At 71.6% G+C, this 24,991-nt stretch carries 21 protein-coding genes; 8 read left to right on the forward strand and 13 right to left on the reverse strand.

The annotated features are described in order from the left end of the window. Positions 1-8 precede the first annotated feature (8 nt). Positions 9-1,961 (reverse strand): thioredoxin domain-containing protein, encoded by a 1,953-nt coding sequence (locus N1028_RS01125; RefSeq protein ID WP_259524909.1) that lies wholly within the window; start codon positions 1,959-1,961, stop codon positions 9-11. Next, the gene (locus N1028_RS01130) at positions 1,958-2,833 is read right to left on the reverse strand and encodes a DUF1684 domain-containing protein (protein ID WP_259524910.1); all 876 of its coding nucleotides are present in this window, start codon (positions 2,831-2,833) and stop codon (positions 1,958-1,960) included. The genes N1028_RS01125 and N1028_RS01130 overlap by 4 nt, the downstream gene beginning before the upstream one ends. On the opposite strand from N1028_RS01130, the gene N1028_RS01135 reads away from it, so the two are divergent. The 4 genes from N1028_RS01135 to N1028_RS01150 are packed head-to-tail and all read left to right on the forward strand — an operon-like array spanning position 2,832 to position 9,830. Continuing rightward, positions 2,832-3,641 (forward strand): alpha/beta fold hydrolase, encoded by an 810-nt coding sequence (locus tag N1028_RS01135; protein ID WP_259524911.1) that lies wholly within the window; start codon positions 2,832-2,834, stop codon positions 3,639-3,641. The two genes, N1028_RS01130 and N1028_RS01135, sit on opposite strands and share 2 nt — an antisense overlap. Positions 3,642-3,699: 58 nt before the next feature. Further along, on the forward strand, positions 3,700-7,704 hold the full coding sequence (gene hrpA, locus N1028_RS01140; protein WP_259524912.1) for an ATP-dependent RNA helicase HrpA: 4,005 nt from the start codon (positions 3,700-3,702) through the stop codon (positions 7,702-7,704). Positions 7,705-7,732: 28 nt separating this feature from the next. Continuing rightward, positions 7,733-8,938: an MFS transporter gene (locus N1028_RS01145; RefSeq protein ID WP_259524913.1), complete on the forward strand. Its 1,206-nt coding sequence runs from the start codon at positions 7,733-7,735 to the stop codon at positions 8,936-8,938. 49 nt (positions 8,939-8,987) lie between these two features. Continuing rightward, positions 8,988-9,830, forward strand: coding sequence for an aldo/keto reductase (locus tag N1028_RS01150; protein WP_259524914.1), 843 nt, complete (start codon positions 8,988-8,990; stop codon positions 9,828-9,830). Between the two features lie 245 nt (positions 9,831-10,075). Here the strand turns inward: N1028_RS01150 and N1028_RS01155 are convergent, their stop codons facing one another. Then, positions 10,076-11,056 (reverse strand): aldo/keto reductase, encoded by a 981-nt coding sequence (locus N1028_RS01155; protein ID WP_259524915.1) that lies wholly within the window; start codon positions 11,054-11,056, stop codon positions 10,076-10,078. A 107-nt stretch (positions 11,057-11,163) separates the two neighbouring features. Between N1028_RS01155 and N1028_RS01160 the strand changes: the two genes are divergently transcribed. Next, complete coding sequence (locus N1028_RS01160) at positions 11,164-12,261, forward strand: DUF4349 domain-containing protein (RefSeq protein ID WP_259524916.1); 1,098 nt, start codon at positions 11,164-11,166, stop codon at positions 12,259-12,261. Between the two features lie 55 nt (positions 12,262-12,316). Here N1028_RS01160 and N1028_RS01165 read toward each other — a convergent pair whose 3' ends face one another. The 6 genes from N1028_RS01165 to N1028_RS01190 all read right to left on the reverse strand — a co-directional run bounded on the left by N1028_RS01165 (position 12,317) and on the right by N1028_RS01190 (position 19,103). Next, entirely contained in the window at positions 12,317-13,597 is a 1,281-nt protein-coding gene (locus N1028_RS01165) for a glycoside hydrolase family 3 N-terminal domain-containing protein (protein WP_259524917.1), read from the reverse strand. Then, positions 13,594-14,763 (reverse strand): acyl-CoA dehydrogenase family protein, encoded by a 1,170-nt coding sequence (locus tag N1028_RS01170; RefSeq protein WP_259524918.1) that lies wholly within the window; start codon positions 14,761-14,763, stop codon positions 13,594-13,596. The genes N1028_RS01165 and N1028_RS01170 overlap by 4 nt, the downstream gene beginning before the upstream one ends. A 78-nt stretch (positions 14,764-14,841) precedes the next feature. Beyond that, positions 14,842-15,891, reverse strand: a complete 1,050-nt coding sequence (locus tag N1028_RS01175) for an LLM class flavin-dependent oxidoreductase (RefSeq protein ID WP_259524919.1) — start codon at positions 15,889-15,891, stop codon at positions 14,842-14,844. Then, positions 15,888-16,826: an ATP-grasp domain-containing protein gene (locus N1028_RS01180; RefSeq protein ID WP_259524920.1), complete on the reverse strand. Its 939-nt coding sequence runs from the start codon at positions 16,824-16,826 to the stop codon at positions 15,888-15,890. Before N1028_RS01180 ends, N1028_RS01175 begins: the two co-directional genes overlap by 4 nt. Positions 16,827-16,846: 20 nt before the next feature. Then, a complete protein-coding gene (locus N1028_RS01185) occupies positions 16,847-17,359 on the reverse strand; it encodes a gamma carbonic anhydrase family protein (protein WP_259524921.1) in 513 nt (170 codons plus the stop codon). A gap of 61 nt (positions 17,360-17,420) precedes the next feature. Beyond that, positions 17,421-19,103 carry a cation:proton antiporter gene (locus N1028_RS01190; RefSeq protein ID WP_259524922.1) on the reverse strand — a complete coding sequence of 561 codons (1,683 nt, stop codon included), beginning with the start codon at positions 19,101-19,103 and terminating at the stop codon, positions 17,421-17,423. A 28-nt stretch (positions 19,104-19,131) separates the two neighbouring features. On the opposite strand from N1028_RS01190, the gene N1028_RS01195 reads away from it, so the two are divergent. Further along, the gene (locus N1028_RS01195) at positions 19,132-19,569 is read left to right on the forward strand and encodes a DUF3592 domain-containing protein (protein WP_259524923.1); all 438 of its coding nucleotides are present in this window, start codon (positions 19,132-19,134) and stop codon (positions 19,567-19,569) included. Then, a complete protein-coding gene (locus N1028_RS01200; RefSeq protein ID WP_259524924.1) occupies positions 19,566-20,771 on the forward strand; it encodes a low temperature requirement protein A in 1,206 nt (401 codons plus the stop codon). Before N1028_RS01195 ends, N1028_RS01200 begins: the two co-directional genes overlap by 4 nt. A gap of 42 nt (positions 20,772-20,813) precedes the next feature. Here N1028_RS01200 and N1028_RS01205 read toward each other — a convergent pair whose 3' ends face one another. Next, entirely contained in the window at positions 20,814-22,490 is a 1,677-nt protein-coding gene (locus N1028_RS01205; protein ID WP_259524925.1) for an AMP-binding protein, read from the reverse strand. Between the two features lie 60 nt (positions 22,491-22,550). On the opposite strand from N1028_RS01205, the gene N1028_RS01210 reads away from it, so the two are divergent. Further along, the gene (locus N1028_RS01210) at positions 22,551-22,700 is read left to right on the forward strand and encodes a hypothetical protein (RefSeq protein ID WP_259524926.1); all 150 of its coding nucleotides are present in this window, start codon (positions 22,551-22,553) and stop codon (positions 22,698-22,700) included. 4 nt (positions 22,701-22,704) lie between these two features. On the opposite strand, the gene N1028_RS01215 is transcribed toward N1028_RS01210, so the two are convergent. The 3 genes from N1028_RS01215 to N1028_RS01225 form a co-directional block, all read right to left on the reverse strand. Continuing rightward, positions 22,705-22,896 carry a hypothetical protein gene (locus N1028_RS01215; RefSeq protein ID WP_259524927.1) on the reverse strand — a complete coding sequence of 64 codons (192 nt, stop codon included), beginning with the start codon at positions 22,894-22,896 and terminating at the stop codon, positions 22,705-22,707. Between the two features lie 27 nt (positions 22,897-22,923). Continuing rightward, positions 22,924-23,604, reverse strand: a complete 681-nt coding sequence (locus N1028_RS01220; protein ID WP_259524928.1) for a hypothetical protein — start codon at positions 23,602-23,604, stop codon at positions 22,924-22,926. A 78-nt stretch (positions 23,605-23,682) separates the two neighbouring features. After that, a complete protein-coding gene (locus N1028_RS01225) occupies positions 23,683-24,948 on the reverse strand; it encodes an FAD-dependent oxidoreductase (RefSeq protein ID WP_259524929.1) in 1,266 nt (421 codons plus the stop codon). Between the last annotated feature and the right edge of the window lie 43 nt (positions 24,949-24,991).

Genomic DNA, 24,991 nt, shown 5'->3' on the forward strand with positions numbered 1-24,991 from the left:
CAGTCGGCTCAGCTGCCGAGGCCGCCGGCCGTGGTGGTGGGGAGGCGGCAGACGAAGTCGTGGCAGAGGTAGGCGGTGGGGCGGGCGTCGCGGGTGGAGCGATCGGCGAAGAGGGAGAAGCCGGCGTCGGCGAGCAGGCGCGCCTCGGAGTCGGTGGCGACGGCGACGAGCGCGCCCGTGCGGCGGCGGACCGCGGCTCTGAGCTCGAGCGCGGCGGGGTCTGCGGCTGCGGCGGCATCGGCCGGGCCGTCAGGATCGGCGGGTCCGGGGTCGACGGCGGCGACGGGATCCGGTTCGAGGAGGACGAGCTGCTCTTCGGGTTGCCCGAACGAGGAGATGAGCTGGAGCGTGCGGCCGAACGAGATCGGCTGCGCAAGGGCCTGGGGCCCGAGCGGGGCGAGGAGTTCGCGGGCGGCCTCGCGGTAGTGGGACTCCCCCGTGAGCCCGTGCAGCAGCAGCAGCGCCGAGGCGGTGGCGCTCGTGGCCGAGGGGTAGGCGCCCTCGGAGGGGTCGAGCTCCACGAGGAGGCCCTGGGCCGCGAGCACCGGATCGCCGCCACCCGGGGCCCGGAAGCCGGAGTCGACGAGCGCCCGCACGAGCATCCGCCCCGCCTCGGCGTAGCGCGCCGAGCCCGTCACGGCCGCGAGCCGCAGGAGGCCCTCGGCGAGCAGGCCGTAGTCCTCGGGGGTGGAGGCCGCCGACGAGAGGCGGCCGGCGATCGAGGCCCGCACCAACCGGATCGTGCCGTCGTCGGCCGAGACGACGTGCAGGGCGAGGAGATGGTCGGCGGCGTGCTGGGCCGCGAGCATCCACTCGGGGTGGTCGAGGGCGAAGGAGGCGTGGGCGAGGGCCCCGATGGCGAGGCCGTTCCAGCCGGCGAGCACCTTCTCGTCGAGCGCGGGCGGGGTCTGCCCGGCCCGGGCGGCGGCGTCGAGGCGGTAGTAGCCGCCCTCGGTGCGCGCGCCGTCGACCGTGCTCTCCGAGTCCTGCGCCGACGCGAAACCGCCCGAGGGCAGCTGCAGCCCGTGCACGAGGTAGCGGGCGATGCCCTCTGCCGTCTCGCGGAGGAGCTCGTCGCCGGTCTGCGCCCACGCCGTCGTGTAGGCATCCAGGAGCAGGGCGTTGTCGTAGAGCATCCGCTCGTAGTGTGGCTCGCTCCAGTCGCGGCGGGTGCCGTAGCGGAAGAAGCCGCCCTCCACCTGGTCACGGAGTTCGGAGCGCGCCATGGCGGTGAGGGCTCGGTGCGCGACGGCGCGGGCGGCCCCGAAGCGTTCCCCGGTGGACTCGCCCGGGGTCTCGAGCAGCAGGCCGAGCACGGGGGCCATGGGGAACTTGGGCGCGTCGCCGAAGCCGCCGTGCTCCCGGTCCTCGCGGGCGAGCAGGCCGTCGATCGCCGTGGAGATGTTCGCGATGTCCGGCAGCGGGTCGGTTCCCCCGGCTCGAGCGGCGGCCCCCGGCCCCACGGCCCCCGCGATCGCCGCCGCGAGCCGCTCGGCGGTGTCGACGACCTCCTCGTGCCGCGCCGTCCACGCCTCGTCGACGGCATCGAGCACCTGCGAGAACGCCGGATGCCCATCGACCGGGACCGGCGGCCAGTACGTCCCCGCGTAGAAGGGCCGGCCATCCGGTGTCACGAAGACGTTGAGCGGCCAGCCGAGGTTGGGGGTGAACGCCCCGGCGGCGGTGAGGTAGACCGAGTCGACCTCCGGATGCTCCTCCCGGTCGACCTTGATCGCCACGAACCGCGCGTTGAGGCGCCCGGCGAGCACCGGATCGGCGAAGCTCTCGCGCGCCATCACGTGGCACCAGTGGCAGGTGGAGTAGCCGATCGAGACGAGCAGGGGAACGTTGCGGCGGCGGGCCTCGGCGAACGCCTCCTCGCCCCACGGGAACCAGTCGACGGGGTTCGAGGCGTGCGAGCGGAGGTAGGGGCTGACGGCGTCGGCGAGGCGGTTGGTCATCGGGCGCGCTCCTTCGGCGGGCGGTCGACGGTCTTCTCACCGGCGCGCACCGCCACACGGAGGCGGTTCTGCGGGGCGGGCATGGGGCAGAGGTAGAAGTCGGCGAAGGCGCACGGCGGCAGATAGGCGCGGTTGAAGTCGACCTCGATGGGCTGCGGGGCGCCGCTGTCGCCGCCATCGTGGCCATTGCTGACGTCGGCGCGCAGGCGCAAGAAGCGGAAGCGGTAGGTCTCGCCGCCGCTCGTGGTGTCGCTGAAGACCACCTGCATCCCGGATCGGGCGCCGGTCGCGAGCAGCGCGACCTCCTCGCCGCCGATCCGCAGGTGCACGGTGCCGGCGAGCGCGTAGCTCTCGACGTAGCCGTCGATCTCGTGGATGTCGACGCTCGATCCGTCGGCGGCCGGTTCGAATCGGCCGGTCAGCACCCAGGCGGGGTCGGGTGGGAAGGCGTCGATGCCGGCCACGGCGGCACGGGACGGCGCGTCGGGATCGAGCACCCGCAGCGCCACGTCGTCGTCGCGCCGGTGGTGCCGGAGGAGCAGTCGTCCGAGCTCGAGCTCGCCGCCCTCGGCGAGGCGGACGTCGTCGACTCCCGAGAGCCCCTCGCCCACGATCACGCCGCCGTCGAGCCGCCACGTGCCGGGCAGCCCTTCGAGTGGTTGCGGCGAGCGCGAGAGCCAGTTCGTCGCCACGAGGGAGGCGAGGCCGTAGGGCGCCGTCGCGGCGCGCAGTCGCGCGGTCTGCCAGCTCGCCCAGGCCTCGCCGAAGGTGCGGGTGGTCTCACTCGTCGTCACCCCGCCGACTTTACGCCCGCCCTCGGCCCTGCGCCCGCCCTCGACGTCGTCGGAGGGCGCCGCTACATTCGGTGGCATGACCGAGTTCACCACCACCGCCCGCGGCGACCGCCTCGCCTTCGACCGCTACGGAGAGGGACCGGCTCTCGTGTTCATCGCCGGTGCCGGACCGTTCCGCGCGGGCGACCCCATCACCACGGAGACCGCCGAGCTCGCCGCCCGCGAAGGGCTCACCACTCTCGTGTTCGACCGCCTCGGCCGGGGCGAGAGCGAGGCGGACGGCGTGCTCGATCTCGACCGCGAGCTCGCCGCCATCCGCGCCGCCATCGAGGCCGCCACCGGGAACGCGAACACCCCGGCCGTGCTCTGCGGCCACTCCTCCGGCTGCTCCCTGGCGGTGGCGGCCGCGGCGGCGGGACTGCCCGTGAACGGGCTCGCGCTGTGGGAGTTCCCGCTCACCGACGACGCCGACGACACGGCCGCCTGGATCGCCGAGTTCGAGCGCCTGCTCGACGCCGGAGACCTCGAGGCCGCCCAGCGCCAGTACATGCGGGACATGCCGCCGGAGTTCCTGGCCCAGGCCAGCGGGTCCCCCGCCTGGCCGGCCATCGTGCAGTCGGCCCGCACCCTCCGTGCCGACGGCCAGTCGCTCGTCTGGGCCACCCGGGCGCTCGCGCAGGGCGACCTCGCGCGCATCCGTGTGCCGGTGCTCACGATGTACGGCACCGAGACCTTCCCCGTGATGCGCACGGCCGCCTCGCTCGTCGTGGGCGCCATGCCCCAGGCGGTCGAGAAGGAGGTCGCCGGCGCCATGCACTCCTGGGAGCCGGCCCCCATGGCCGCCGAGCTCGCAGCCTTCACGCTCTCCTGCCCACTCCCCGCCTGACCCCCTTGTCCCTCGGCGCACCCCCGGGGTGCGGTGATCGTCGTACGATGGAGGGCTCATGTCCGAGACCTCCCCGCTGCGCATCGTCTTCCCTCCCGAGCTGCCCGTCAGCCAGAGGAAGGACGACATCGCCGACGCCATCCGCGACCACCAGGTCGTGATCGTGGCCGGCGCCACCGGTTCGGGCAAGACCACGCAGCTGCCGAAGATCTGCCTCGAGCTCGGCCGCGAGAACATCGGGCACACCCAGCCCCGCCGGCTCGCCGCCCGCACGATCGCCGAACGCATCGCCGAGGAGCTCGGGCAGGAGGTCGGCGGACTCGTCGGCTACCAGGTGCGGTTCACCGACCGCGCGAGCGCCGCCACCCGCATCAAGCTGATGACCGACGGCATCCTGCTCAACGAGATGAACCACGACCGGATGCTCAGCCGGTACGACACGATCATCATCGACGAGGCGCACGAGCGCAGCCTCAACATCGACTTCCTGCTCGGCTACCTCAAGCAGCTGCTGCCGAAACGCCCCGACCTCAAGCTCATCATCACGAGCGCCACGATCGACCCCGAGAGCTTCGCCCGGCACTTCGCCGCGGCCGATGGGACTCCCGCGCCGATCGTGGAGGTCTCGGGGCGCACGTTCCCGGTCGAGATCCGGTACCGCCCCTTGGCTCCGGATGCGGAGGGCGACGACGGCGACGAGGACGTCGACGCCCGTCCGGCCGGCAGACCTCGAGCAGGCGCGGGCTCGGGCTCCGGCTCCGGCTCCGGCGAGCGCGAGCCCAAGGACCTCTTCGGAGGCATCGGCGAGGCGCTCGACGAGCTCGAGCGGGAGGCTCCGGGCGACGTGCTCGTGTTCCTCTCGGGCGAGAACGAGATCCGGGATGCCGAGGACGCCCTGCGCGGCAAGTACGCGTCTCGCAGCGCGTCGACGGGCAACGGCGTGGAAGTGCTGCCGCTCTACGGCCGGCTGAGTGCCGCCGACCAGCACCGGGTCTTCCAACGGTCGGCGACTCCTGGCATCCGGCGTCGTGTCATCCTCGCCACCAACGTGGCCGAGACGAGCCTCACGGTGCCCGGCATCAAGTATGTGATCGACTCCGGCACGGCGCGCATCAGCCGGTACTCGGTGCGGTCGAAGGTGCAGCGGCTGCCGATCGAGCCGATCTCGCAGGCGAGCGCCAACCAGCGTTCCGGCCGGTCGGGCCGCACGAGCGACGGCATCGCCATCCGCCTGTACTCCGAGGAGGACTACACGCGGCGCCCCGAGTTCACCGATCCCGAGATCCTGCGCACCAACCTCGCGGCCGTCATCCTGCAGATGATCTCGCTCGGGCTCGGCGACGTCGCCGCGTTCCCGTTCCTGCAGCCGCCCGATTCGCGCGGCATCAAGGACGGCGTCGACCTCCTCACCGAGCTGAACGCCCTGCGCACCCCCGAGTCGAAGGATGCGCTGCCCCGGCTGACCGCCGTGGGCCGCGACCTCGCCCGCCTGCCGATCGAGCCCCGGTTCGCGCGCATGGTGGTCGAGTCCAAGCGCACCGGGACGAGCCGTGAGGTGCTCGCGATCGTGGCGGGCCTCACGATCCAGGATCCGCGCGAGCGACCGCTCGAGAAGCGCGGTCGCGCCGACGAGCTGCACGCGCGGTTCGCCGACCAGTCGAGCGACTTCCTCACCCTGTTGAACCTCTGGAACTACCTGGAGGAGAAGCAGCGCGAGCTCTCGTCGAGCGCATTCCGACGGCTCTGCAAAGCTGAGTTCCTCAACTATCTGCGCATCCGCGAGTGGCAGGACGTCTACCGTCAGCTGCGCCAGCTCGCGAAACCCCTCGGGCTCACAATCGGCGAGCCCGCGGTGAATCCGGATGGCATCCACAAGTCGATCCTCTCCGGCCTGCTCTCGCAGATCGGGCTCCGCGACCAGGTCAAGCGCGACTACGTGGGCGCCCGGCAGACGCGGTTCATGATCTTCCCGGGGTCTGCCCTCGCCAAGAAGCAGCCCGCGGCCGTGATGAGCGCTGAGCTCGTGGAGACGAGCCGTCTGTTCGCGCGCATGAACGCCGCGATCGACCCCACCTGGGCCGAGCCGCTCGCGGGCGACCTGCTGAAGCGCAGCTACTCCGAGCCGCACTGGGAGAAGAAGCAGGGTGCGGCGGTGGCCTACGAGCGGGTGACGCTGTTCGGGGTGCCGCTCGTGGCGCGGCGGAGGGTGCAGTTCGCGCGGATCGATCCCGAGTACGCGCGCGAGCTGTTCATCCGGCACGCGCTGGTGGAAGGCGAGTGGGAGTCGCAGCAGGCCTTCGACCGGACGAACCGGGAGTTCCGTCGCGACCTCGAGCAGCTCGAGGAGCGGTCGCGACGCCGCGACATCCTGCTCGACGACGAGGCAGTGTTCGAGTTCTACCAGGCCCGCATCCCGCGCGACGTCGTCTCGCAGCGGAGCTTCGAGGGGTGGTGGAAGAAGGCGAGGCACGACGACCCCGACCTCCTCACGATGACCCTCGAGACGCTGCTGCCCGAGGGCGCGCCGGAGGTCGACGAGACCGAGTTCCCCGCGCAGTGGCAGCAGGGCGACCAGCGGCTGGCGCTGCGCTACCGCTTCGAGCCGGGGTCGGACGACGACGGCGTGACGGCCACCGTGCCGCTCGCGCTGCTCCCGCGACTCGAGGAGCGGGCGTTCGAGTCGCAGGTGCCGGGGTTCCGCCGAGAGCTCACGACGGCTCTCATCCGCTCGCTGCCGAAGCGGCTGCGGGTGAACTTCGTGCCGGCGACCGACTGGGCGGAGCGGCTCGTCGACGCGCTCGGCGACGACTACGGCGACGACTTCCTGGGCGCGCTCGCGGGGCTCATGAAGCAGCTCTCGCACGTGCCGGTGACGCGCGACGACTTCGACCGGGAGAAGCTGCCTGAGCACCTGCGGGTGACGTTCCGGGTGATCGACGAGCGCGGGGCGACCGTGGGAGCCGGAAAGGATCTCGCGGCACTGAAGGCGTCGCTCGCGGATGCGGCCAGGGCGAGCATCGCGCGCGCGTCGCGCGGCGAGGCGGGCGGAGCTGCGGGGTCTGGATCGGCCGGGTCCGGCGGGTCTGCGGGATCCGGGGCCGCGCGCGGGAAGGCCGGGTCATCCGGGCCGGCCCCCACCGGTCCTGCGGTCGCATCGCGCATCGCTACGGCGGGCGCTCGTCGCTCGGGCGGTTTCGCCGAGCGCTCGGGCATCACCACCTGGGACCTGGGTGAGCTGCCGCGCTTCGTCGACACCGAGCAGCACGGCGGCGTCATCCGGGCCTATCCAGCGCTCGTCGACGAGAAGACGGCTGTGTCGGTGCGCCTCATGGCGACGGCGGCGGAGCAGGCCGAGACGACGCCAACGGGTGCGCGGCGGCTGCTCCTGCTCGCGGTGCCGAGCCCGGCATCCTATGTGCGGGAGCACCTCACCCAGAACGAGAAGCTCCTGCTCGCCACGAGCCCGTACCAGAACGTCAACGCGCTCTTCGACGACGCCATGGCCGCCTGCGCCGACGAGGCGCTCTTCGCGCTGCATCCGGATGGCCTCGTCTGGACGGCGGCGGAGTTCGAGGCCGTGCGCGACCGCCTGTCGAAGGCCGTGCTGCCGCTGCTGGACCACACGATCGCGACGGTCGTGCGCATCCTGACCGCCGCCCGCGACGTGGAACGGGCATTGAAGAAGACGTCGAGCATGGCGCTCCTGCCCGCCGTGAGCGACGCCCGGGAGCAGCTCGCCGCGCTCGTGCGCCCCCGCTTCATCAGCGAGACGGGGCTCGCCCGGCTCGAGCACCTGCCGCGGTACCTCGCGGCCATCGTCTACCGCCTCGACAAGCTGCCCGACAACCCGGCGCGGGACCGCGCGTGGATGACCGAGGTGCAGACCGCCACGGCCCGCTACACCGACGCCGGCGGCCGCCTCCCCCTCGCCCCGCACTCCTCCGACGCGCTCGTGCGCGCCCGCTGGCTCCTGGAGGAGCTCCGCGTGAGCCTCTTCGCCCAGCCCCTCGGCACGGCGGAGCCGGCGTCGCTGCAGCGGCTCACGAAGCTGCTGGCTGGTTGAGTCTCGGCGCCGCCGCTAAAATACCTCAGTGAGCAGCTACACCGAACTTCTGAAAACCCGCGGGGTAGCTCGCATCATCGCTGCTCAGTTGACCGCGAGGTTCCCGTTCGGGATGCTGTCGCTGGCGTTCCTGCTGCACATCGAGCACACCTACGAGTCGTACGGTGTGGCAGGGCTCGTGCTCGCCGCCCTCAGCATCGGGCAGGCGATCGCCGGGCCGCTCACCAGCCGGCTGATGGGCGTCTGGGGCATGCGCCCGGTCATCCTCATCACCATGATCATCTGCGCCAGCGCCATCTCGGTGATCGCGCTCGTGCCGCTCGGCATCGCCGCCGACATGGCGGTGGCGTTCGTGGCCGGACTCACGATGCCACCCATCCAGCCCGCCGTCCGCACCATCTACCCCAAGATGGTCAATTCCAAGCAGCTCACCCCGCTGTTCTCGCTCGACGCCTCGGCGCAGGAGATCATCTGGGTGCTCGGGCCCGTCATCACGACCTTCGTCTCGGTGCAGATCGGCACCGTGTGGGGCATCCTGCTCGCCGTCGCGTTCCTCGTGGGGGGCGGCATCTGGTTCCTCACGAGCCCCGAGCTCGGCCGGGTGCGCATCCCGCGCTCGAAGCGCAAGCTCGGCGCGGTGCTCAAGAAGCCGCCGGTGCTGCTGTCGACGATCGTGGGGTTCCTCCTCGTCGCCACCTGCGCGGCCATCGAGGCGGGCGTCGTGTCCGCCTTCGGCGAGGGCGGCGCCGAGGCCGGGATCGTGCTCGCGATCTTCGCCGTGGGCTCCCTCGTCGGCGGCCTCTCGCTCGGGCACCGGCCGATCGGGCCCTGGGCCCTCGCCCGGCGCATGGCGATCGTGTTCGTCGGCACCGCCGTGGCCGCCGCGTCGCTCAACATCTGGTGGCTCTCGATCGTGCTGTTCATCGCCGGCGTGGGCATCGCGCCCGCCCTCGCGGTCATGTTCTCGATCGTCTCGGCGAGCGTGCGCTTCAGTGACACCGCCGAGGCCTACGGCTGGGTGGGCACCGGGCAGCTCATCGGTGCGGCCGTGGGGTCGGCGCTCGCGGGCTTCCTCATCGACGGCATCGGGCCCAGCGGAGCGTTCCTCGTGGCGGCGGGGCTCGCGTTCTTCGGGTTCCTCGTGCCGCTGTTCGGCAAGAGGTTCCACCCGGACCTCCGCGGCCGCGATGCGAGCCCGCTGCCCGACACCGAGCCGGTCACCGTCGTCGGCTGACGACTGGCGCTGACGACTCGCGGATAGCGGCCGGCGGGATAATGGACGGATGGCCGACGCCCTCTCGCCCCTGCTCACCCTGAACGACTCCCGCACCCTCCCCCAGCTCGGGCTGGGCGTCTACAAGACGACCGATGACGAGTCGGCCGAGACCGTCTCGTTCGCCCTGCAGCACGGCTATCGCCTCGTCGACACAGCTGCGATGTACCTCAACGAGAGTGGCGTCGGCGAGGGTCTGCGGCGCAGCGGCCTCCCTCGCGAGGAGGTGACCCTGGCCACGAAGGTCTGGTTCACCGACAACGGCTTCGACTCCACCCTGCGGTCGTTCGACGAGAGTCTCGAGCGGCTCGGCACCGACTACGTCGACCTGTACCTGATCCACTGGCCGGCCCCGGCGAACGACCTCTACGTGGAGACGTGGCGGGCTCTCGTGCGGCTGCGCGAGGAGGGACGGGCGCGGTCGATCGGGGTCGCGAACTTCCACCCGAAGCACGTCACGCGGCTGATCGACGAGACCGGCGAGGTGCCGTCGGTGAACCAGGTCGAGCTGCACCCGTGGCTGCCGCAGTCGGCGCTCCGTGAGTTCGACGCCGAGCACGGGATCGTCACGCAGGCATGGTCGCCGCTCGCTCGCGGGCACGTATTCGACGCCTCCCACGGTGGCGACGCTCTCGAGGTGGTCGCCCGGAAGCACGGGAAGTCGCCCGCCCAGGTCGTCATCCGCTGGCACCTGCAGCTCGGCAACGCGGTCATCCCGAAGTCGGTCACCCCCTCGCGCATCCGCGAGAACATCGACGTCTTCGACTTCACCCTCGACGCCCACGACCTGGCGGTCATCGCCACCCTCGAGACGGGCGAGCGCACGGGCGTCGACCCCGACGACCGCAACTAGCCGCCGCCCGCGACCGGAGCCCGCCCGCAACAGCCGACTTGACACAAGATGTGCCAAGTCGGCGCGTATTCGGGCATCTAGTGTCAAGTCACCGTTTCTCGATGGCCACAGCCCGAGCTCGGTGCCCCAGGACCGCCCTCGACTTGACAGAAGTCGCGCCTAAACGCGTCGACTTGGCACAAGATGTGTCAAGTCGGCCGTAGTGGGCATATCTCGTGTCACGTCGGTGAACCGGCGGCAGCAGGCTACCAGCGGGGGTGGATGGCGGCGCGGAAGGTGCGGTCGTAGAGGTCGCGGACCGCGGCGTCGAGGCCCGCGGGCAGCTCGAGCGAGCCCGCCGCCGCGTTCGACTCCGCCTGGGCGCGGTTGCGCGCGCCCGGGATGACGGTCGAGACACCGGGCTGCGCGACCACCCAGGCGATCGCCGCCGCGGCGGGCGTGACGCCCTCGGGCAGCTGCGCCGCGAACTCCTGGGCAGCGGCGACGCCGGCCTCGTAGTCGACGCCGGAGAAGGTCTCCCCCACGTCGAAAGCGCTGCCGTCGCGGTTGTAGTTGCGATGGTCGTCCGGCGAGAAGGTCGTGTCGGTGGTGTAGCGGCCGCTCAGCAGCCCCGACGCGAGCGGCACCCGCGCGATGATGCCGACCCCGGCCTCGCGCGCGGCCGGCAGCACCTCGTCGAGCGGCTTGAGCCGGAACGCGTTGAGGATGATCTGCACGGTGGCGGTGCCGGGTCGCGCGATGGCGGTGAGCGCCTCGTCGCACGTCTCGACGCTCACGCCGTAGGCCGCGATGGCGCCGTCGGCCACGAGGATGTCGAGGGCGTCGTAGACCTCGTCGCTCGAGAAGACCGGCGTGGGCGGGCAGTGCAGCTGCACGAGGTCGAGGGTGTCGACGCCGAGGTTCTTGCGCGAGCGGTCGGTCCAGGCGCGGAAGTTCGACAGCGTGAACTCCCCCGGCTCCTGCGGCCCGCGCCGCCCCATCTTGGTGGCGACCGTGATGCCCGATCCGGGGTTCTCGGCGAGGAAGCGGCCGATCACCTGCTCGCTGCGGCCGTCGCCGTAGACGTCGGCGGTGTCGAAGAAGGTGACCCCGGCGTCGGCGGATGCGCGGAGCACGTCGAGTGCGGCATCCTCGTCGACGTCTCCCCAGTCGGCGCCGAGCTGCCAGGTGCCGAGTCCGACGAAGGAGATGGTGCGGCCGGTGCGGCCGAGGGTGCGATGGTCCATGCCTCCGACTCTAGGCTGACCTCGTCCCGCCCGCTCGCGGGTAACGACCGGATAACCATCGACCGCATCCCAGCCGCGTCCCAGGCTGGCGTCCCTAGTGTGGCGGCATGAAACGAACGATCCTCGCTTCCGCAGCCGTCCTCGCCGTCGTCCTGCTCGCGGGGTGCTCGGCATCCCAGGGCTCGTCCTCGAGCGGCCCCGCCATCGACCAGTCCTCCCCCGATCTCGGGCCGCAGAGCGCCGAGGGCGGCGACAGCGGCACCCTCGCAGAGGGATCGACCGAATCAGAGGCCCGGGCCGACCAGAGCATCATCACCACCGGCTGGATCAGCATCACGGTCGACGACGCCATCGCCGCGACCGACGAGGCGATCGCACTGGTCGACTCGTTCGAGGGCCGGGTCGACTCCCGCTCGCAGCAGGTGGGCAGCGACGACAGCCGGGCGAGCGCCCAGCTCACGGTGCGCATCCCCGCCGACGAGCTCGACGAGGCCATCGCGGGCCTGCGCGAGCTCGGGACCGTCGACTCCGTCTCGCTCGACGCGAGCGATGTCACGCTGCAGGTGCGGGATCTCGACGCTCAGATCAAAGCACTGCAGGCATCCGTCGATCGGCTGCTCGCCCTCGTCGACAGCGCCGCCACGACGGCCGATCTCGTGGAGCTCGAGACCGCCATCAGCGACCGGCAGGGGCAGCTCGACAGCCTGAAGTCGCAGAAGCAGTACCTCTCGGACCAGATCTCGTACTCCACCATCACCCTCGACCTGCAGGAGGAGGGCGCCATCCCCTCGAGCGTTCCAGGCGACTTCTGGAGCGGCCTCGCGGCCGGGTGGGCCTCTCTCACCGCAGCGCTCTCGGGCCTCGTCGTCGTGATCGGCGTGCTCATCCCGTGGCTGCTCCCGTTCGCGGTGATCGCGGCGGTGGTGGTGCTGATCGTCGCTCTCACGCGCCGCGGTTCGCGCCGTTCGGCCAACGCCCGCACCGTGCAGAGCGGGGCCGGGAGTGACGCCGCCCGTGGTTCGGCCGCTCCGGCTGGTGCGGCAGGTGTCGCCGGCGCCGAGGGTGCTGGTGCGACTCCTCAGCCGCAGGCCCCGCACGCCGCCTCGACGCCACCCCAGCAGTCCGGCCCGTCGCAGGAGCAGCCGCCGCACACGCCGCAGACCCCGCAGCCCCCGCAGAGCCCGCAGACCCCGCCTGCGGTGTGACCCGCGGCCGGCGGCCACGGCATGGGGCGCGGATGGCGGCCGGTGTGACGCAGGGCTAGCCCGCGGCGTGCGGGTTCTGCTCGAGCCACAGCTCGCGCCGCAGCTCGAGGGTGCGGAGGGCGGCCTCGTCGACGGTCTCGGCCGAGAGCTGACCCGAGCGGACCGCCCAGGCGATCGAGGCCACGAGCTGCGGCACGTCGACGGTCGTGTTGTAGAGCAGGATGTCGTTGCCGGCGCCGATCGCGGCGATCGCGTTGGCCGTGCGGTCGGCGTAGGCCGGCACGCCCGAGGCCTCGAGCATGAGCAGGTCGTCGGTCACGGCGACGCCCTCGAAGCCGAGCTCGTCGCGCAGGATGTCGTGCCACGGCCGCGACAGCGACGCCGGCGCCGCGTCGACCGAGGAGTAGACGAGGTGCCCGAACATCACGAGCTCGGCGCCCGCGCCGATGCCGGCGGCGAAGGGCGGCGCATCTTCGCTCCGCCAGGTGTCGAGCGGCAGATCGGTCGTCGGCACCGAACTGTGCGAGTCGCCCGCCGCGGCGCCGTGCCCCGGAAAGTGCTTGAGCGTGCTGAACACCGCGCCCTGCTCGGCCTCGACCGCCGCCGCCACGCGCTCGCTCGCCGACCGGGCGTCGGTGCCGAGCGCCCGCTCGTAGATGAACGACGAGGGGTCGCCTGTGACGTCGGCGACCACGCCGAAGTTGACGCTCATGCCCGTGGCGTCCAGGAGCGCCGCGCGCTGACGGAACGCGTCGGTCGTCGCGGCCACCGGCTCGGTCTTGAGGGTCTCGGCTGAAGGGTAGGTGTCGGCCTGCAGCCGGGCCACGATGCCGCCCTCCTCGTCGATCGCCACGAGGGTGCCGAGCCCCACCGAACCGCCGCTGCCGGGAGTGCCCGAGCGGAGCGCCTCGGTGTAGGCCGCCGTCTGATCGGTGCCGCCCGGCACGTTGTCGCCGAGCAGCAGCACGCCCGCGATGCCGTTCGCCTCGAGGTAGGCGCGCGTGGCGGCCGGATCGGGACCACCCACGTGCACCATGAACAGCGACGCGATCTTCTGCTCGAGCGTCATGCCCGCGAGCCGGACCTCGGCGTAGAGGCGGTTCTGCTGCTCCCGCGTGACCACGGGGAACTCCGCCCGGTGCCGCATCGCGGCGGACGGCGTAGGCGAGGGCGTGGCTGTCGCGGTGGACGGGGAGGGCTGCGACGACGAGCTGGAGCCCGGGCCGCCCGGGGAAGCGGGAACAGCAGAGGCTGCCGCGCCCGCGCTGCAGCCGCCGAGACCGGCCGTGACGAGCACGACGAGTCCGGCCGCGAGAACCCGCGCCCGCCCGTTCACTCGGGGATCGGCCCCAGCAGTGCGGTGGCCACCGTCGAGTGCGCCGACTCGCCGTCGGAGGGGTGGAACAGGCCCGCTACGACGTCGCGGTAGAGCCGCCCGAGCTCGCTCGAGGAGGCGATCGCTGAGCCGCCGGACACCCGCAGCGCCTGGTCGACGACCACCCGCGCGGTCTCGGTGGCGCGCACCTTGAGCCCCACGAGCTTGGGGAACCACGCCGCCCCGTGCGCCACGAGCCCGTCGACGTCGGCCGCGAGCGCCGCGATCTGCGGCGGGATGCCGTCGTGCGCGATCCCGGCCTCGGCCACCTTCCAGCGGATGTCGGGGTCGTGCGCGTAGGGCCGCCCGCCGTTCTTCATCGAGGTGCGCCGGTGGGCGGCCTCGACGGCGAGCTCGAGCGCCCGCTGCGCGAGCCCCGTGTAGACGGCGGCCACGAGGATCTCGAAGTTCGAGAAGATGGCGAAGATCAGCGGATCGGGATTCGGCCCCGGCGCGAGCCTGCGGAACACCCGCGACGCCGGCGCTACGGCCCCCTCGAGCACCGTGGTGCGGCTCTGCGAGGCGCGCATGGCGAGCGTGTCCCAGTCGTCGAGCGTGGTGACGCCCGCGGTCTCACGGTCGAGGAACGCGTGCACGAGCAGCGGATTCGACGGGTCGCTGTCGTCGCGCCCGAAGACGCCGAGCCTCGTCCAGACCGGCGAGAGCGACGTGAAGATCTTGCGGCCGGTGAAGGCGTACGAGCCGTCGGGGCCGGGGACGGCGGCCGTGCGCGAGTCGAACAGCACGAGGTCGTTGCCCGCCTCGCTGTTGCCGAAGGCGTAGACCTCGCCGGCCACCGCATCCTGCAGCACGCCGCGGAGCGAGTCGTCGCCTCGGTCGAGGAGCACCTTGGCCACACCCGTCCAGACCAAGTGCATGTTGATGGCGAGCGCGGTGGCGGGCGCCGCGGTGGCGAGGCGCGTCTGCTCCCGCGCCACGCGCTCGAGGCCGAAACCCAGCCCGCCGTCGTCGACGGGCGCGAACATGCGCAGGTAGCCGACCTCGGCGAGCTCGCGCAGGTCGTCGTGCGGGAAGGTGTTCTCGCGATCGTGGAGGGCCGCCCGCGAGCGGATGCGGGCCAGCAGCCCGTCGTCGATCAGCGAGTCGGCAGGGGTCGTCTCTGCCATGCGGCCAGGATACCGACCGCCCCTGACAGTGCCATCAGCACGACCCGAGCCACCAGCACGAGGAGCGCCCCGGCCCCCTCAGCGCCCCTCGAGCTCTCGCACCCGCGGGATGACCTGCTCGGCGAACCGCCGCATCTCGCGCAGGTGCGGCGAGAACTGCAGCAGCAGCAGGTCGACACCGGCGTCGGAGAACTCCACGATCCGCTCTGCCACCTGGTCGGGCGTGCCCACGAGGTCGGGCCGGAGCCCCCGGTTCGACACCGAGTAGTCGCGGAGGTCGACGGTGGTCTCGAGCTGCGACTTCGACACGAAGTCCTGGTACGACTCGTACGCGGCCCCGCCCCGCACATCCGTGATGCGCTCGAGCTCGGCCTGCGCCTCCTCCTCGGTGTCGCGCACGATCGCGTAGGCGGCCATGCCGAACGACGAGAACGGCGTCTCCGACACGGCGGCCCGGCGAGCGGTGAGGTCGGCGATCTTGGTGCGCAGCTCGGAGGGCGTGCCACCGTGAGTGACGTAGGCGTCGGCGAACCGCGAGATCGCGTTCTTGCCGCCCTCGCTCTCGCCTCCGGCGTAGATCACCGGCGCCACCTGGGGCTTCGGCGAGAGGTAGGTGTTCTCGAGCTCGTAGTACTCGCCGCTGAAGCTGTAGGGCGTCTCGCTCCAGAGCCCCTTGAGGATCTCGACGAACTCGAGGCTCCGCTTGTAGCGGTCGTCGTGCTCGGAGAAGATGCCGCCGTACTGCCGCGCCTCCTCGGCCCACCACGCCGAGACCACGTTGAGCGTGAACCGCCCGCCGCTGATGTCGTCGATCGTGGCGGCGCGCTTCGCGGCGACCGCGGGCAGGTGGTAGCCGGGGCGGATGGCGGTGAGGATCTCGATCCGAGTGGTCACGGCGGCGACGGCCGCGGCGAGCTCCCACGCGTCGAGGCTCGGCGCCTCCTGGCCCTTGACGTCGTTGAGGTTGAGTTCGGCGATGAGCGTCACGTCGAATCCGGAGGTCTCGGCCGTCTGCGCGATCTCCTTGACGTGCTCGAACGTCGTCGGCGTCTGTTCGTCGTCGACGTTGCGGAGCCAGCCGCCGAAGATCGGCGTCCAGTAGCCGAAGCGCAGGGGTCCCGCGGTCATCGGAGCAGTCCTCCCAGGAAGCGCGCGATCGACCGCGGGCCCGAGACGGGGCTCGACGCCTCGACGTCCGGGTTGTAGTTCGTGTTGGTGTTGATGTCGTAGGTCACGCGGCGCCCATCGGCGGTCTCGATGAACTCGATCCCGGCGATCGCGATGTCGTTCGTGGCGAGGAACTCCTCGTAGCGGGCGATCAGCGGATCGCCGTCGAAGCCCTCGCGCAGCGAGAACAGCGGCGGAGGGGTCGAGCCGTCGGCTCCGGGCACGGCACAGGCGTCGGCGGGGCACAGCTCGAAGCTGCCGGCCGAGGTGTCGACGCGCACGGCGTAGACGAAGCGGCCGCCCACGAACTCGGCGCGCGTGACGAAGGGCTCGGCGGCCACGAGGAACTCCTGCAGCAGCGTGATGCCGTCGACGGGCTCCTCGAAATCGGCGCCGCCGACGTAGGCGTCGAACTCCTCGTAGCTGTCGAAGCGACGCACGCCGAGGCCCTTCCCGCCCTGGTTGTGCTTCGAGATGAAGGGCAACCCGAAGTCGCGGGCCGCCGCCGCGAGACCCGCCCGGCCGAAGACCGCCACGGTGCGCGGCACGTCGAAGCCGGCGCGGCCGAGCCGGAGGTGCTGGTCGACCTTGCTCACCTCGAGGTCGATCACGCTGCGGCCGTTCACCACACGGGCACCGGAGTTCTCGAGCCACGACAGCAGGGCGCGCGTGTAGTCCTTCGAGTGCGGGTTGCCGCGGGTGTGCGCCGAGGCGCTCATGCGCGACCAGTAGACGCCGGGCGCGGGCTCTGCCGAGAGGTCGATGCCGGCGTGCACGGCGTCTTCAGTGAGCAGGATCTCCGTGAACGGCACGCCCTCCGCCTCGAACGCCGCGGCGAGCGGCGGCAGCCACTCCGGGTTCTCGTGGATGACGTGCACGCGCGGTTCAGAAGCCATGCTCCGAGTCTAGGAGCGGCTCAGGAGGTCGCTTCCCGATGGGCGCTCGAGAGGTCGAGATATGTCGCCGCGTTACGCCGGATGCCCTCGCGCTCCTCCTCCACGAGCTCCCGGCGCACCTTCGCGGGCACGCCGGCCACGAGCGATCCGGGCGGCACGACCGTGCCCTCGAGCACGAGCGCGCCCGCGGCCACGAGGGAGCCCGTGCCGATGACCGCTCCGTTCAGCACGGTGGCGTTCATGCCGATGAGGCAGTCGTCCTCCACCGTGCAGCCGTGCAGCACGGCGCCGTGGCCGACGCTGACGCCGCGGCCGATCGTGGCCGGCTTGCCGAGGTCGGTGTGCACCACCACGTTGTCCTGCAGGTTCGAGCCCTCGCCCACCACGATCGGGTCGTTGTCGCCGCGGAGCACGGCGCCGTAGAAGACGCTCGCGGTGGCCTCGAGGTGCACGCGGCCGATCACCGTGGCGGTGGGCGCGACCCACGCCGTCGGGTCGATCTCGGGGCTCTGGCCCTCGTACGTGATGAGCATCGTCGTCTCCTGTTCGTGTCGGATGGGCGGGGTCGAAGCGGATGGTGTCGTGACGGCCGGCTCAGAGCCGGTCGCCGAGCTGGGAGACGATCGCCGCCTCCTGGTAGTCGAGTCGTTCGAGGAACTCCCGTGCGGCGTCGTCGTCGAGCCGGTCGGCGTCGCGCTCGCGCACCACGGCCACCCGTTGCGCGTGCAGCACCCGGCGGTAGAGGGCGCCGAACTCGGCGCCCGGTCCCTCGCCCGGTCCGGGTGCGCGCTCGGCCTCGTCCGACTGCCGCGCCACCCTCTCGGCGATCCGCTCGAGCACCTCGGCCGGCATATCGGCGGGAGGCGACCGCAGGAACTCGGCGAACACCCCGGCCGACGCCGCACGCGCCACCTCGCGGGCGTGCGCGGACTGCGCGAGGTCGTACTCGTCCTGCTCCGGATCGCTGAGCCCCAGCGACCGGATCAGCAGCGGCAGCGTGAGACCCTGCACGAGCAGTGTGCCGACGGCCACGATGAACGCGATCGCCTGGATCTCGGCCCGCCCTGGGAAGGGATCCCCGTTGGCGAGCACGAGCGGCACACCCGCGGCCGCGGCGAGCGTGACGACCCCGCGCATGCCGGTCCACGACACCACGAGGCTCTCGCGCCAGTTCAGGAACACGGGGTACTGCTTCGGCTTCCGCCCGCGCGCGACGCGGTGCTCGTTGGCCACGCGCATCCGCTCGCGGAGCCGCTCGTCGCTCGCGATCGTGCGACGCATGATCTTGTCGGTGAGGAAGTTGCGGCCGAAGGAGACGAACACCCAGATCGGCCGGATGAACAGCACCACGAGCAGCACGAGGGCACCGAGCCCGAAGACGGCCCAGACCGAGTCGCCGGCGTCGCTGATGTCCTGGATGACGAAGCGCAGCTGCAGACCCATGTAGGCGAACACGAATGCCTCGAGCAGCACGTCGAGCGACGACCAGACCTGCCGCTCCTGCAGCCGCGTCTCGTAGCCCGTGCGCGCCGAGGAGGTGCCCACCGCGAACCCCGCGGCGACCACGGCGAGCACCCCCGAGGCCTCGAACTGCTCCGCGAGGAGGTAGGCCGCGAACGGCACGATGAGCCCGAGCACGGTCTCGAGCCCCGAGTCCTTCAGCAGCCGCCGGATGGCGACGGCCACGACCGCGAGCACGAGCCCGACCGCGATGCCCACCACCGACCCGTAGCCGAACAGCAGCAGAGGGTTCTCGAGGAAGGTGTGGGTGCCGGCGACCGCCGCGACGGTGATGCTGAAGAGCGTGAGCGCCGCGGCGTCGTTGACGAGGCTCTCGCCGGTGAGGATCGACATGACCCGCTTGGGGAGGCCGAGCTTGCGGCCGATGGCCACGGCCGTGACGGCATCCGGTGGCGCGACGATGGCACCGAGCACGAGGGCGGCGCCGAGAGACAGTGCCGGCACGACCCACGCCGAGAACACACCCACCACGAGAGCGGTGACCACCACGAGCCCCACGCCGAGACCGAGGATGGGGCGGAGATTGCGCACGAAGGAGCCGAAGGAGAACTGCAGGGCCGCCGAGTAGAGCAGGGGTGGGAGCACGACGCCGAGGATGATCTCGGAGTCGAGCTCGAGCCGCGTGAAGCCCGGGATGAAGGAGGCGGCGAAGCCCACGACCGTGATGACGAGGGCGGGCTGGAGGCCCCGTCGCTGGGCGAGCCCGGTGACAGCGATGGCCCCGACGATCACGAGGAGGAGCTGCACGCCGTTCACGCGGCTCAGCCTAGCTAGAGTTCTCATCATGGAGCAGGCGACCGGCACAGTGCAGGCGACCGACACCGTGGAGTCGATGGACGCCCTCATGCTCATCACCGAGCTCTTCGGCTGGATCGGCATCGGCGCCGGCATCCTCATGCTCGTCGTGGGCTACGTGCGGGGCGCGTTCTTCCGGGGCTGGCGCGAGACCCTCGGCGTGGTCGTGCTCGACGACGCCGGCCACCGCGCCTACCGCTGGCTCGGCGACGACAACGTGCTCTACCAGGCGCCCGCCCACGAGGACGAGACGCAGTCGCTCGAACCGGGCGACGAGCTCACCGTCTACGTGAACCCCCGCGATCCGGCGGTGGGCCGCGCCGACGAGCCCACCCACGAGGGCCGCGCCTTCCGCACGACGGGCTGGATCCTCCTCGGCGCCGGCCTCCTGGCGATCGTGCTGCAGATCGTGCTGCTGTTCCTATGACGAGGCAGCTTCTCCCGTTCGTGCGCATGCGCGGTCGCGACGTCGACGAGCCGGGGCGGGTGTCGAGCCCGCTCGAGCTGCTCTTCGACCTCACCTTCGTGGTGGCGATCGCCTCGATCGTCACCCAGCTCGCCCACGCGATCGCCGAGGACCACATCGTGACGGCCCTGCCGAACTTCCTCATGGTGTTCTTCGCCATCTGGTGGGCGTGGCTGAACTTCACCTGGTTCGCGTCGGCGTACGACACCGACGACGTGCCCTATCGGCTCCTCACGATGCTGCAGATGGGCGGTGTGCTCGTGCTCGCGGCAGGTGTGCCGAGCGCGTTCGAGCACGGCGACTACCTGCTCATCACCACGGGCTACTTCATCATGCGGATCGCCCTCGTGGTGCAGTGGCTGCGGGCCGCGGCCCAGGATCCCGCAGGACGCGCGACGGCGCTCCGCTACGCGCTCGGCATCACGGTGGTGCAGGCGCTCTGGATCGTACGGGTGTTCACCGTCGGTGACTGGCCGTTCGCGGCCCAGGTGGCGGTCTTCGCGCTGCTGGCGGTGTGCGAGATGGCCGTGCCGATCTGGGCCGAGCGCCCGCGCGCCACGGCCTGGCATCCGCACCACGTGGCCGAGCGCTACGCCCTGTTCACGATCATCCTGCTCGGCGAATCGGTGCTCGCCGCCACCTCCGGCGTGCAGTCGATCGTCTCGGCCGGCGCCTCGAGCGGGGAGTTCGTGCTGCTCGCGGCGGCCGGCCTCGCGCTGCTGTTCGGGCTCTGGTGGGTGTACTTCCTCGAACCCGCACACGAGGGGCTCGAGAACAACCGCCGCTGGTCGTACTACTGGGGCTACGGCCACTACCTGATCTTCGTGGCGCTCGCCGCCGTGGGCGCCGGCCTCGAGGTGAGCGTGGAGGCGCTCGCGCATCACGCCGAGACGCCCGTCACGACGATCGGCTACGCGGTCGCCGTGCCGGTCGCGCTGTTCCTCGTGATGATGCGCGTGCTCTACCGGCCCCTGATCGGGCCCACGGTCGTGCCGCCCGCGCTCTCGCTCGGCGGTGCCGCTGTCGTGCTGCTCGCGCCGCTCGTCGCGCCCGCCACCTCGCTCGCGGTGGTCGTGCTCGCGATCACGGTCGTCGTGGCCCTCGTCGTGACGCTCACGATCGTGGTGCGGCGCCCGAGACCCGAGGCCGCGCCGGTCTCCTAGAGCCTCCAGCAGGCATCCGGGCAGACACCCGGGCGACCGCCGCTACAGCAGGTCGCGCAGCTCCCGCCGCAGCACCTTGCCCACGTTCGACTTCGGCAGCTCGTCGCGGAACAGGATGCGGGTGGGCCGCTTGTAGCCGGCGAGCTCGGTCTTGAGGTAGGCGCGCAGCTCGTCCTCGGTGAGTGAGTCGTCGGCCTTCACCGCGAACAGCACGACGGTCTCGCCGGAGCGGTCGTCGGGCACACCGATCACACCGGCATCCCGGATCTTGTCGTGGGCCATGGCGACCTCCTCGACCTCGCTCGGGTAGACGTTGAAACCCGAGACCACCACCATGTCCTTCTTGCGGTCGACGATCGTGATGTAGCCGTCGTCCGACATCGTCGCGACGTCGCCCGTGAGCAGCCAGCCGTCCTTCAGCACCTCGGCCGAGTTCTCGGGCTGGTTCCAGTAGCCCGACATCACCTGGGGGCCGCGCACGCAGAGCTCGCCGCGCTCGCCGAGGGCCACCGGAACGCCCTCCTCGTCGCGCAGCTCGATGTCGGTCGAGGGCAGCGGGAGGCCGATCGTGCCGACGCGCGGCGTCGTCCAGGTGGGGTTCACCGACACCACGGGCGAGGCCTCGGTGAGGCCGTAGCCCTCGAGCACGTCGTTGCCGGTCGCGTCGCGCCAGGCTCTGGCGGTCGCGCCGCGCACAGCCATCCCGCCCGCCACCGCGAGCTTGACCCCCGAGAAGTCGAGCGCACGGAAACCGGGGTTCTCGAGCAGTGCGCCCGCGAGGGTGCTGACGAGGATGAGCACGCTCGGCTTGGTCTTGCCGAGGGTCTTGACGAGGTCGTCGGTCTCGCGCGGGTTCGTGATGAGCACGTTGTGCGAGCCGTAGGAGAAGAACGCGAGCGCATTCACCGTGAGACTGAAGATGTGGTAGAGCGGCAGCGCCGCGATCACGGTCTCCTGCCCCTCGTGCAGCCGCAGGCGCATGGGCGCGAGCATCTGCGCCTGGTTGGCCACGAGGTTGTGGTGCGAGATGACGGCGGCCTTCGTGCCGCCGGTGGTTCCACCCGTGTACTGCAGCAGGGCGGTGTCGGATGCGGCCACGTCCGGACGCGCCAGGCCTGCGTGCCGGGCGCCGGCGGCGAGCGCCGCGCGGAACGAGGTGGTGCCGGTCAGCCCGTGCCGCGGCACGAGCTTCTTGACGTGCTTGACCACGAAGTTCGTCACGAGTCGCTGCGCGCCGGGGAGGAGGTCGCCGACATCCGTGAGCACGACGTGCTTGATCGACGTCTGCTCGATGACGGCCGCGAGCTTGTCGGCGAAGTTCTGCAGCACCACGATGGCCGTGGCGCCCGAGTCGATGAAGACCTTGCGCATCTCGTGCGCGGTGTAGAGCGGATTGGCGTTCACCACGACCAGACCGGCCTTGAGGGCACCGTAGAGGGCCACCGGGTACTGCAGCAGGTTGGGCATCTGCAGCACGATGCGATCTCCCTTGCCGAGACCGAGCTCGCCGAGCAGGAAGCCGGCGAACCGGTCGGACAGCTCGTCGATCTCCCGGAACGACAGTGTCGCCCCCATGTTGGAGAAGGCGGTGGACTCGGCGTGCTTCGCGCACGTCTCGGAGACCAGCTCACCGACCGACCGGAACGGCGGCTCCTCGACGGTGGGGGCCAGCTCGCTCGAGTAGCTCTGCAGCCACGGACGGCTCTCGTATGGATTCATCGCTTCTTCGCTGTCGTACGGGGGTGGGCTGGCCCTTACGCTACCCGCTATCGTCGACCCATGATGAACGACGACGACTACGACGAGCGCCCGAGTGGATTCATCGGCCGACTCGGCAAAGCGAGAGCGCTGACCTGGATCGTGATCATCGGCCTGGTCGCTCTCAGCATCGGCGCGATCTCCGTGGTGATCGTGCTGCAGAACGCCTGACGCGCTACTGGACGCCCGGTTCGGCGTCGTCGATGAGTTCCTGGTCCCAGTCGCGCTGGGCCTGCTCGGCCTCCTCGCGGGTGGGGAAGGGGCCGAGGTTCGGAGCGTCCGGGAAATCGTCCGGGTTGAGGTCGGTGGTCACGTAGTAGGTGATCACGTCGTCCTGTTCGTGCTCCACGATGCGCAGATCTGACATGCTGCCGACTCTACCGACACCCGCGGGTCAGAAGTCGAAGCCCCCGCCGAAGTCGCCTCCACCGAAGTCGCCTCCGCCGCCGAAGTCGCCGAACCCGCCGCCGTCGGCGGAGCCGCCGTCCGCGCTCACGTCGCCGCCCGCATCCGCTCCCCCGTCGCCTGAGTCGGCTCCCGCCTCGTTGCCGCCCTCGGCACCCATCGGCGGCAGGAACGCGCTCACGAGCGCCGAGCCGATGACGTAGCCGGCCACGGTGCCGAGCAGCGACGAGGCGACCATGCCCCCGAAGCCCATGCCGCCTCCCTGGTTGCCGGCGCCGGCGAAGGCGCGCTCCATGGTGCCGGGGTTGCGGATCTCGGAGCGCGTGGCCGACTGCGCGAGCGAGTGCGGGTCGTCACCACGCGGCGCGTCGCCGGGCGCGGCATCCTGCGACAGCTGCGTGAAGAGGATCTTGCGCTGCTCGGGGGTGAGCTTCATGAACGCCTCCTCGTGCACCTGCTCGATGGTCTCGGGCGGTGCGGTGCGGAGGAGGTAGCGGTAGCGGTCGACCGCGATCTCGTCGTCGGTGCGCTGCGGCGCGCTCTGCGGAGACACCGAGCCGGCGGTGCCCGGCTTCTGCGGCACGGCGTAGCGCGGGTCGTGCTGCTGGGGGCTCTGCGAGGTGCCCTCCTGCGGTTCTTCGCGGCCCAGCAGTCGGTCGAGGAATCCCATGGTGATCGCTCCGATCTCAGGCGCCCGCTGCGCACTGGATCCCAGTCTGGCCAGCGGGACTGGAGAACGCCTGGATGCTCACCGCGAGCGCGCTATGACCTCGCCGATGCGCTCGGGCCGGAGCCCGTGGCCGATCACGCGCGGCCCGGCGCCGCGCACGGCGGGCACGATCAGGCCGAGGGCGGCGCGCTGCACGGCGGTGGGCGGATTCGACAGCAGCGGCCGGTCGAGCGGCCTCGCGATGGCGCGGTGCAGCTGCAGCTGGATCGCCTGCATCGCCTTGACGGCGGGCAGCCGGCGCCGCTGGATGGCTGCGAGGTCGCGAGGGGTCACGCCGAGCGCCGAGCCCGGTCCGCCGATGGCCCGGAGCAGCAGCGGCTCGGCGAGACGGTTGGCCGTGGCTACGGCATCCTGGATCGCGTACTCGACCCCCACGCCGAACGCGGGTGACATGGCGTGCGCGGCATCGCCGATGCAGAGCAGCCCCGGCCGGTGCCAGGTCTCCAGCCGCGACAGGCGCACCGAGAGCAGCTTCACGCTCTCCCAGTCGTCGAGGGCGCCCACCACGGGAGCCAGCGGCTTCGCGGCGCGCGCGAGCGACTCCTTGAAGGCGTCGAGGCCCTCGGCCCGGATCTCGTCGAAGCGGCCCTTCGCGATGATGCAGCCCGTCTGCAGGCGGTCGCCCCGGTCGATCGTGACCACGGAGACGCCGCGGTCGAGATAGGCGAGGGTGGGCCGGACCACGGCGGGCGGCTTGGGCAGGTCGAACCACAGCACGTCGACGCCCACCCCGAACTCGCGCGGCTCGAGGCCCGTGGCGGCTCGCACGGTCGAGCTGCGGCCGTCGGCGGCCACGGTGAGCCTCGCCACGATCTCGAGCTCGCCCTCGGCGTCGACCGCGGTCACGCCCGTGACCGCAGACCCTGCGCGCCGCACCCCTGTGGCCGCCGTGCCCCTGCGCAGCCTGAAGCTCGGCAGCCGGCCGGCGTGCCCGGCCAGGAAGTCGAGGAAGTCCCACTGCGGCATGAACGCGAGGAAGTCGTTCGGCGGAGGCAGCTGGGAGAAGTCCATCGCCTTCACCCTGATGCCGTTGACCATCACGTCGAGCGAGCGCACCTCGCTGTGCGGCAGCGTGAGGAACTCCTCGCGGAGCCCCAGGTCACCGAGCAGCTCGAGGGTCGAGGGGTGCACGGTGTCGCCGCGGAAGTCGCGCAGGAAGTCGTCGTGCTTCTCGAGCACGAGCACGTCGATGCCCAGCCGCGCGAGCAGGTAGCCGAGCATGAGCCCCGCCGGCCCACCGCCCACGATGCAGACCTCGGCGTGCAGGGTGCGCGTGGCGGCCATGACCCCACCCTAGGGCGGTGGGCGGCCCTCCGGGCGGCCCGGT

This window comes from Herbiconiux oxytropis (assembly GCF_024979315.1).
Classification (GTDB): Bacteria; Actinomycetota; Actinomycetes; order Actinomycetales; family Microbacteriaceae; genus Herbiconiux; species Herbiconiux oxytropis.